This window comes from Streptomyces sp. SID3343 (assembly GCF_009865215.1).
Classification (GTDB): Bacteria; Actinomycetota; Actinomycetes; order Streptomycetales; family Streptomycetaceae; genus Embleya.
In genome coordinates, this window is sequence record NZ_WWJX01000647.1 from 1 (window position 1) to 7,806 (window position 7,806).

7 protein-coding genes and 1 tRNA gene are annotated in these 7,806 nt (G+C 68.4%); 3 read left to right on the forward strand and 5 right to left on the reverse strand.

The features are described from left to right. Positions 1–200 precede the first annotated feature (200 nt). The 5 genes from pth to GT354_RS19905 form a co-directional block, all read right to left on the reverse strand. Positions 201–794 (reverse strand): aminoacyl-tRNA hydrolase, encoded by a 594-nt coding sequence (gene pth / locus GT354_RS19885; protein WP_161357646.1) that lies wholly within the window; start codon positions 792–794, stop codon positions 201–203. Positions 795–850: 56 nt separating this feature from the next. Then, on the reverse strand, positions 851–1,426 hold the full coding sequence (locus GT354_RS19890) for a 50S ribosomal protein L25/general stress protein Ctc (RefSeq protein WP_161357647.1): 576 nt from the start codon (positions 1,424–1,426) through the stop codon (positions 851–853). Between the two features lie 421 nt (positions 1,427–1,847). After that, positions 1,848–2,825: a ribose-phosphate diphosphokinase gene (locus tag GT354_RS19895; protein WP_161357648.1), complete on the reverse strand. Its 978-nt coding sequence runs from the start codon at positions 2,823–2,825 to the stop codon at positions 1,848–1,850. Beyond that, positions 2,822–4,360, reverse strand: a complete 1,539-nt coding sequence (glmU, locus tag GT354_RS19900; protein WP_346012094.1) for a bifunctional UDP-N-acetylglucosamine diphosphorylase/glucosamine-1-phosphate N-acetyltransferase GlmU — start codon at positions 4,358–4,360, stop codon at positions 2,822–2,824. Before glmU ends, GT354_RS19895 begins: the two co-directional genes overlap by 4 nt. A gap of 156 nt (positions 4,361–4,516) precedes the next feature. Continuing rightward, positions 4,517–4,589 (reverse strand) — tRNA-Gln (locus GT354_RS19905). Between the two features lie 336 nt (positions 4,590–4,925). Between GT354_RS19905 and GT354_RS19910 the strand changes: the two genes are divergently transcribed. The 3 genes from GT354_RS19910 to GT354_RS19920 all read left to right on the forward strand — a co-directional run bounded on the left by GT354_RS19910 (position 4,926) and on the right by GT354_RS19920 (position 7,347). After that, positions 4,926–5,897 carry an acyl-CoA desaturase gene (locus GT354_RS19910; protein ID WP_202512074.1) on the forward strand — a complete coding sequence of 324 codons (972 nt, stop codon included), beginning with the start codon at positions 4,926–4,928 and terminating at the stop codon, positions 5,895–5,897. Positions 5,898–5,955: 58 nt separating this feature from the next. After that, positions 5,956–6,558, forward strand: a complete 603-nt coding sequence (locus GT354_RS19915; protein ID WP_161357649.1) for a TetR/AcrR family transcriptional regulator — start codon at positions 5,956–5,958, stop codon at positions 6,556–6,558. A gap of 279 nt (positions 6,559–6,837) precedes the next feature. After that, on the forward strand, positions 6,838–7,347 hold the full coding sequence (locus GT354_RS19920) for a MarR family transcriptional regulator (protein WP_161357650.1): 510 nt from the start codon (positions 6,838–6,840) through the stop codon (positions 7,345–7,347). Positions 7,348–7,806: the final 459 nt, after the last annotated feature.

Consider the following 7,806-nt stretch of genomic DNA (forward strand, 5'->3'; position numbering starts at 1 on the left):
AACGGGTGGTGCGGGTGGGAACACATCCCAACCCAGCCAAAGGCGAAACCGCAGCCGCGAATCAGACGTAACGGGTGGTGCGGGTGGGAACACATGCCAACCCCGCCAAAGGCGAAACCGCAGCCGCGAATCAGACGTAACGGGTGGTGCGGGTGGGAACACATCCCAAGCCCGCCAAAGGCGAAACCGCAGCCCCAGGGCTAGTGATAACGGTTCTGCGCCTGCTCCAACCCCTCGCGCACCAGTGCCTCACACGCGTCGGCCGCCCGGTCCACCTCGAAGGCCAGTTCCTTGCGCTCGGTCGAGGAGAAGTCCCGCAGCACGAACGCCGCGACGTCCATCCGCCCCGGCGGGCGCCCGATGCCGAATCGGACCCGCAGGTAGTCGGGTCCGAGCGACTTGGTCATCGACTTCAGCCCGTTGTGCCCGTTGTCGCCGCCACCACGCTTGAGGCGCAGCACGCCGAAGTCGACGTCCAGTTCGTCGTGGACCGCGATGATGTTCGAGGTCGGGATCTTGTAGAAGTCGCGCAGCGCCGTGACCGGACCGCCCGACAGGTTCATGAACGACTGCGGCTTCGCCAACACCAACCGGTGTGGGCCCAGTCGGCCCTCCACGACCTGCGAGCGCGTCTTGTGCGCCTTGAACCTCGCGCGCATCCGCTCGGCGAGAAGGTCGGCGACCATGAAACCCACGTTGTGGCGATTCCCGGCGTACTCGGGTCCGGGATTGCCGAGGCCCACGACCAGCCAGGGACTCGTGTCCGTGGCTGCGTGGGCCTGCGACTCACTCATGATGCTGTTGTCCCCGCGTTCGCCCTACTACGACAAACCGTCTGCGACAGACCGGATCAGGCGTCGGCCGCGGCTTCCTCGGCGGTCGGCTCCGGAGCGGACGGCGTGAGGATGTGCAGGATGACGGCGTCGGGGTCGCCCGCGAGGACGGTACCGGTGGGAAGCTTGATGTCCTTGGCGTGGACCGAGTGACCCGGCTGCAGGCCGGTGACGTCGATCTCGATCTTCTCGGGAAGCGCGGTCGCCTCGGCCTCGACGGGGAGCGCCGTGACGACGGTCTCCAGGAGACCACCGGGGGCGATCTCGCCGACCGTGGTGACCGGGACCTCGACCGTGACCGTCTCGCCCTTTTGGACGATCAGGAGGTCGATGTGCTCCAGGTGACGCTTGATCGGGTGGCGCTGGACGTCCTTGGGCAGGGCGAGCTGCGCCTTGCCGTCGATGTCCAGCGAGAACAGGACGTTGGGGGTCTTGAGCGCGAGCATGAGCTCGTGGCCCGGAAGCGCAAGGTGAAGCGGAGCGGAGCCGTGACCGTAGAGGACGGCCGGCACCTTACCCGCGCGACGGGCGCGACGGGCGGCACCCTTGCCGAACTCGGAACGCGGCTCGGCGACGATACGGACCTCGGACACGACGGGTACTCCTCGAACGACGCGGTGGCGGATGGCGGGGCGGGGTCCCCGTGATGCGAACCGGCTCCAGAGAAACGATCGGCGAGCGATCGGCATCGGAGTCGGTACACAGGTGCCCGAGTGGCACCGGGTCCCCAGAAAGCCTTTGAGGAGCACACGACACACAACTACCGCGTCGATCACGGAGCAAGTAGCGCGCATCCCTCGCCGGGCAACCCCGTTAGCCTACCCGCTCTTCTCGGTCACCCCGAAATCGGGTCGGGCGCAACACCACTCCAAGGGGTGAAAACGCGCCCCCCATTCGACCCGAGGGACCGGGAACAACGGGCAGGTGCGCGTACGTCGCGCGGCCCAACGGCCGCGCGACGTACGTCGGTTACTGCTTTTCAGGCGCCGAGGCGACTGTTGTGGAGACTACGGCTCAGCCGTGGCCGTCGAAGAGGCCCGTTACGGAACCGTCCTCGAAGACCTCGCGGATCGCGCGACCGACCATCGGGGCGATCGACAGGATCGTCAGCTTGTCGAACTGACGCTCCTCCTCGATCGGGAGCGAGTTGGTGACGATGACCTCGCTGATGCGCGAGTTCTTCAGTCGATCCACGGCGGGCCCGGACAGGACCGCGTGGGTGGCGGCGACGATGACGTCCGCGGCACCGTTGTCGTAGAGCGCGTCGGCGGCGGCGCAGATGGTGCCACCGGTGTCGATCATGTCGTCGACGAGCACGCACGTGCGGCCCTTGACGTCACCGACGACCTCGTGGACGGTCACCTCGTTCGCGATGTTGGGGTCGCGACGCTTGTGGATGATCGCCAGCGGCGCACCGAGGCGGTCCGTCCACTGGTCGGCCACGCGCACCCGGCCGGCATCCGGGGACACGATCGTCAGCCGCTCGCGGTCGACCCGCTTGCCGACGTGGTCGGCGAGCAGCGGCAGCGCGAACAAGTGGTCCACGGGTCCGTCGAAGAAGCCCTGGATCTGCGACGTGTGCAGGTCCACGGCCATCAGTCGGTCGGCGCCCGCGGTCTTGAACAGGTCCGCCATCAGGCGGGCCGAGATCGGCTCGCGGCCGCGGTGCTTCTTGTCCTGCCGTGCGTAGCCGTAGAACGGCACGATCACGGTGATGCGCTTGGCGGAAGCCCGCTTGAGCGCGTCGATCATGATCAGCTGTTCCATGATCCACGTGTTGATCGGAGCCGTGTGGCTCTGGATCACGAACGCGTCGGAACCTCGTACGGACTCCTCGAACCGTACGTAGATCTCCCCGTTGGCGAACTCGAAGGCCTTGGTGGGAACGAGATCAGCACCAAGCTCCGAGGCCACCTCCTTCGCAAGTTCGGGGTGGGCCCTGCCCGTGAAGAGCATGAGCTTGCGCTCAGGCGTCACCTTTAGCCCGGTCACTGCACCGTCTCCTTGCCAATCGCCTCGGCAGAACCGTCGTTCGGCCCGGCCGTACTCCGCACGTCCTCCGCGCCACCCAGCGTGCGGGAGAGCGCGCGTTCGGCGGCTTCGGCCGAGGCCGAACCCGCGCGCTTGCGCGCAACCCATCCGTCGACGTTGTGCTGGCGCCCCCGCGCCACCGCCATCGCCCCCGGTGGGACATCCTCTGTGATCGCCGATCCGGCGGCCGTGTAGGCACCCGCGCCGATCTCGACGGGCGCGATCAGCATCGTGTCGCTGCCCACCCGCACGTGATCACCCACGACGGTGTGGTGCTTGTTCACGCCGTCGTAGTTCACGAAGATCGTGGCCGCGCCGATGTTGGCGCCCACCCCGATGGTCGCATCCCCGACGTAGGACAGATGAGGGACCTTCGACCCTTCGCCCACGACGGCGTTCTTCATCTCCACGAAACCGCCGGCCTTGGCGCCGCGCGCGAGGCGAGTGCCGGGACGCAGGTACGTGTAGGGGCCCACGGTGGCCTCGGGGCCGATCTCGGCGCCCTCGCTCGTGGTGTTGTACACGTGCGCACCCTCGCCGACGACGGTGTCGCGCAGCGTGCAGTTGGGGCCCACGATCGCCTCGGCGGCAATGCTCGTGGCGCCGTGCAGTTGGGTGTTGGGGTGCACGATCGCGTCCGGCTCGAACGTCACGTCCACGTCGATCCAGGTGGTGGCCGGGTCGATCACGGTGACGCCGGAGCGCATCGCGGCCTCGACGAGACGGTCGTTGAACACCCGGCGGGCCTCGGCCAGTTGGACCCGGTCGTTGACGCCCAGGATCTCCCGGTGGTCCACGGCCGCGGCCGCGCCGACCCGGTGCCCACCCTCGCGCAGCACGTGCAGGGTGTCGGTGAGGTACTCCTCGCCCTGGCTGTTGTGCGGGGTGATCTGGGTCAGCGCCTCGCGCAGCAGTTTGCCGTCGAACGCGTACACGCCGGAGTTGATCTCGGCGATCGCGCGCTGGGCGGCGGAGGCGTCCTTGTGCTCGACGATCGCGGTGACCGCGCCGCGCCCGTCGGGGGTGTTCTCGCGAACGATGCGACCGTAGCCGGCCGGGTCCGGCACGACCGCGGACAGCACGGTCACCGCGTTGCCCTCCCGGCTGTGCGTCTCGACGAGGGCGGCGAGGCTGTCGGCGGTCAGCAGCGGGGTGTCCCCGCACGTGACCAGCACCACACCGTCGGGCTCCCGATTGTTCACGGCGAGCCCTTCGAGGGCGACGCGCACGGCGTGACCGGTGCCGTTCTGTTCTTCCTGGACCACCACGCGGGCGGCCGGGTCCAACTCGGTCAGGTAGGCGGCGACTTTGTCGCGGCCGTGGCCGACGACGACGATCAGGTCTTCCGGGTCCAGTCGTCGGGCGGCCTCGACCACGTGTCCCACCATGGCGCGACCGGCCAGGGCGTGCAGGACCTTCGGGGTGGTCTTGGAACGCATGCGGGTGCCCTCACCCGCAGCAAGTACGACGACGGCAGCCGGGCGGATGGGGCTCACAGAGCAAGGCTCCTCGGCTTCGCTGGCGGGGGACGCCCGATGTCTGTCGAGGTCGGCCGACTCGGTGACCGGCCGACTCGAGAGAAACGAATGACGGCACGACAAAGCCGAGCCGAACGAACCGGGCTCTACGAGGATAGCGCTGCTGCGAGAAGGCTCCGCTACCAGGATTTGAACCTGGACCATGGGGACCAAAACCCCGTGTGCTGCCGAGTTACACCATAGCGGAATGAATCGGGCATTCGGCTCGACCGGCGAGCACGTCCCGTTTTCACGGCACCCACTATGCCGGCCCCCCGGCCCTTCGTGCGCGAATAACCCCCGGGCATCGACACTCGCCGGCGCCGCGCGGGCCGCCCCGACGCCCGTCGGCGAACGCGCGCATGGGCGGGAGGCGCGCGGGAAGCGGTGGAACGGAAGGCAATTGCCGGGAAAGGGGCTCGAATGCAGGAAGGCGTGTGGAGACCTCACTTTCCAGTCATGACCTGCCATACTGACAAAACTTACGGGTCCGTAGGTTACGGAGTCGTAGCGTGACCCGCCCCCGACCTGTGAGGGAACTCCTATGACCCCTTCTCCCGGCACCGGCGTGCTCGAAGCCGATCCGGCGACCACCGACGGCGGACCCGTGTCGCGCGGGACGCTCGGCGGAGAGCGCAAGCACCTCGCCGAGCAGATCGCGCTCGGGCTCTTCATCGGCGTGCCCTTCGTGGCGCTGGCGACGGCGATTCCGGTGGCTTGGGGTTGGGGACTGTCGTGGCGCGACGTCGTGATCGCGGTCGTGATGTACGCGATCACCGGCCATGGCATCACGATCGGATTCCATCGCTACTTCACCCACGGGTCCTTCAAGGCCAAGCGTCCCGTGCGCATCGCGCTCGCGATCGCGGGCAACATGGCCGTCCAAGGGCCGCTGGTGCGCTGGGTCGCCGACCACCGCAAGCACCACAAATTCTCCGACAAGGAGGGCGACCCGCACTCGCCGTGGCGCTACGGGACGAGCGTGGGGGCGCTGACCAAGGGCCTGTGGTGGGCGCACATGGGGTGGCTGTTCGACGTCGAGCAGACGTCGCAGGAGAAGTACGCTCCCGATCTGCTCAAGGACCGCGACATGGTGCGCGTGTCCCGGCAGTTCCCGCTGTGGGTCGCGGTCTCGCTCACGGCCCCCGCGCTGGTCGGCGGCCTGTGGTCGTGGTCTTGGCAGGGCGCCCTCACCGCGTTCTTCTGGGCGGGCCTGGTCCGGGTCGGGGTGCTGCATCACGTGACGTGGTCGATCAACTCGATCTGTCACGCGGTCGGCGAGCGCCCGTTCAAATCCCGGGACCGTTCGGGCAACGTGTGGTGGCTCGCGATCCCCTCGATGGGCGAGTCGTGGCACAACCTGCACCACGCCGACCAGACCAGCGCGCGGCACGGCGTACTGCGCGGCCAACTCGACAGCAGCGCCCGGTTGATCCGCTGGATGGAGAAGCTCCACTGGGTCTCCGATGTTCGTTGGCCGGACCGGGAACGGGTCGCGGCTCGCCGCGCGGCATGATGGGGCAGTGACCGAGAGCAGCAGGCGGAGTGCACCGCGCGGCGGCGGTCGTGTGCGCATGACCGGAAAAGAGCGACGGGAGCAGTTGATCGACATCGGTCGGACACTGTTCGCGGAGCGTGGCTACGACGCGACGAGTGTCGAGGAGATCGCCCACAAGGCAGGGGTCTCCAAGCCGGTGGTCTACGAACACTTCGGGGGCAAGGAAGGGCTCTACGCGGTCGTTGTGGACCGCGAGACCAGCGCGCTGTTGGACATGGTGACCAGTGCCCTGACCGGTGGTCACCCACGAGAGTTGTTGGAGCAGGCGGCGTTCGCCCTCCTCGACTACATCGACCAGAACACCGACGGGTTCCGGATCCTCGTGCGGGATTCGCCGGTGGCCCAGTCCACGGGCACGTTCGCGTCCTTGATCAGCGACATCGCGTCGCAGGTCGAGGACGTGCTCGGCCTGGAGTTCAAGTCCCGCGGCTACGACCCCAAGCTCGCGCCGATGTACGCGCAGATGCTGGTCGGGATGGTCGCGCTGACGGGCCAGTGGTGGCTGGACGTGCGCAAGCCCAAAAAGGCGGACGTCGCGGCCCACCTGGTCAACCTCGCGTGGAACGGCCTGTCCGGAATCGAACCCAAGCCCCGATTGGTGGGCCGCCGCAGCTCGTGAGCCACGGGACGAGTCGCGCGGGCGGGACCGCCCACCCGGGCTGCCCCGCCCGACTGCTCGGCCGAGTTCCTCGACGCGCTCGGGCGCGGTCCACCGCAGTGGGCGGGGCCGACGGCGGGTACGGTCCATGGGCTCCGCCCTGGCCGCCCGATCGGCCGCCGGACAGCGGATCTACCGCCCTTCGGGGGCCTGGACGGCCTCGGGACAAGATCGGATATTGCCGACTCTTTATCTCGATATCAAGAGGCTCGGCATCTAACGACTCGCTAGACTGGCGCCATGAAAGACGAGGTCGACCGGCTTGTCGCGGCATGGAAGCGGGAGCGCCCCGACCTCGACGTCGAACCGCTCGAAGTACTGAGTCGGGTCACCCGACTCGCCCGTCACCTCGACCGGGCCCGGCGTACCGCCTTCTCCGCGCGCGACCTCGAACCGTGGGAGTTCGACGTGCTGTCGGCCCTGCGCCGCAACGGCTCGCCGTACCAACTCTCGCCCGGTCAGTTGCTCACCCAGACCCTGGTGACCTCCGGCACGATGACCAATCGGATCGACCGTCTCGCCGCCAAGGGCCTGGTGCTGCGCCTGCCCGACCCCGACGACCGCCGGGGCGTGCTGGTCCGCCTGACCGAGGACGGCCGCGATCGGGTCGACTCGGCGATGGCCGACCTGCTCGGCCAGGAGCGGGCCATCCTCGCGGGCCTGACGCGCGACCAACAGGCAGTGCTGGCAGGGCTTTTGCGCTCCGTCGTGGGCCCGTTCGACAACCACTCGCAGGAAAAACCTCTTTAACCGTTTCTTGGGCCGGATTCACTCTTAGTGATCAAATGTGTCAAGTACCCGTTGTGCGCTCTGTTTGACGCCCTGTAGACAAGTCCCTGTTCGGAGCACAACCGCTCGGAGCGCAACCGCCGGGTTCGCGTTCGGGGAAGAGAACAGGAGCAGGGCATGACGTCCATGAGTCGTCCGATCCGCGTGGCGCACCGCACGCGGGCCTCCCCACACTGATCGGCACCCACGATCGGCAGGGGCGGGGGCGGGGGGCCGGGGGAAGCGGTTCCGTTCCCGGAGCACGAAGGCGTCTTGGGGAAGTAACGCCACAGTGCCCCGGGCACGACCGCCCGCGGGGTCGACGTCGGGGACGTCGAGGCAGGCGAAGGGACAGCGGAAGAGGCGGGGACGGCGCGCGCCGGGGGGCGCGCCGGGGGTGAACGCGGGGGCAGCGGCATCCGGGGGGGGGTGGTGTCGGGG

Coding starts and splice junctions, on each gene's coding strand:
- pth (WP_161357646.1), bottom strand. CDS start 794: ATGAGTGAGTCGCAGGCCCACGCAGCCACGGACACGAGTCCCTGGCTG.
- GT354_RS19910 (WP_202512074.1), top strand. CDS start 4,926: ATGACCCCTTCTCCCGGCACCGGCGTGCTCGAAGCCGATCCGGCGACC.
- GT354_RS19920 (WP_161357650.1), top strand. CDS start 6,838: ATGAAAGACGAGGTCGACCGGCTTGTCGCGGCATGGAAGCGGGAGCGC.
- GT354_RS19915 (WP_161357649.1), top strand. CDS start 5,956: ATGACCGGAAAAGAGCGACGGGAGCAGTTGATCGACATCGGTCGGACA.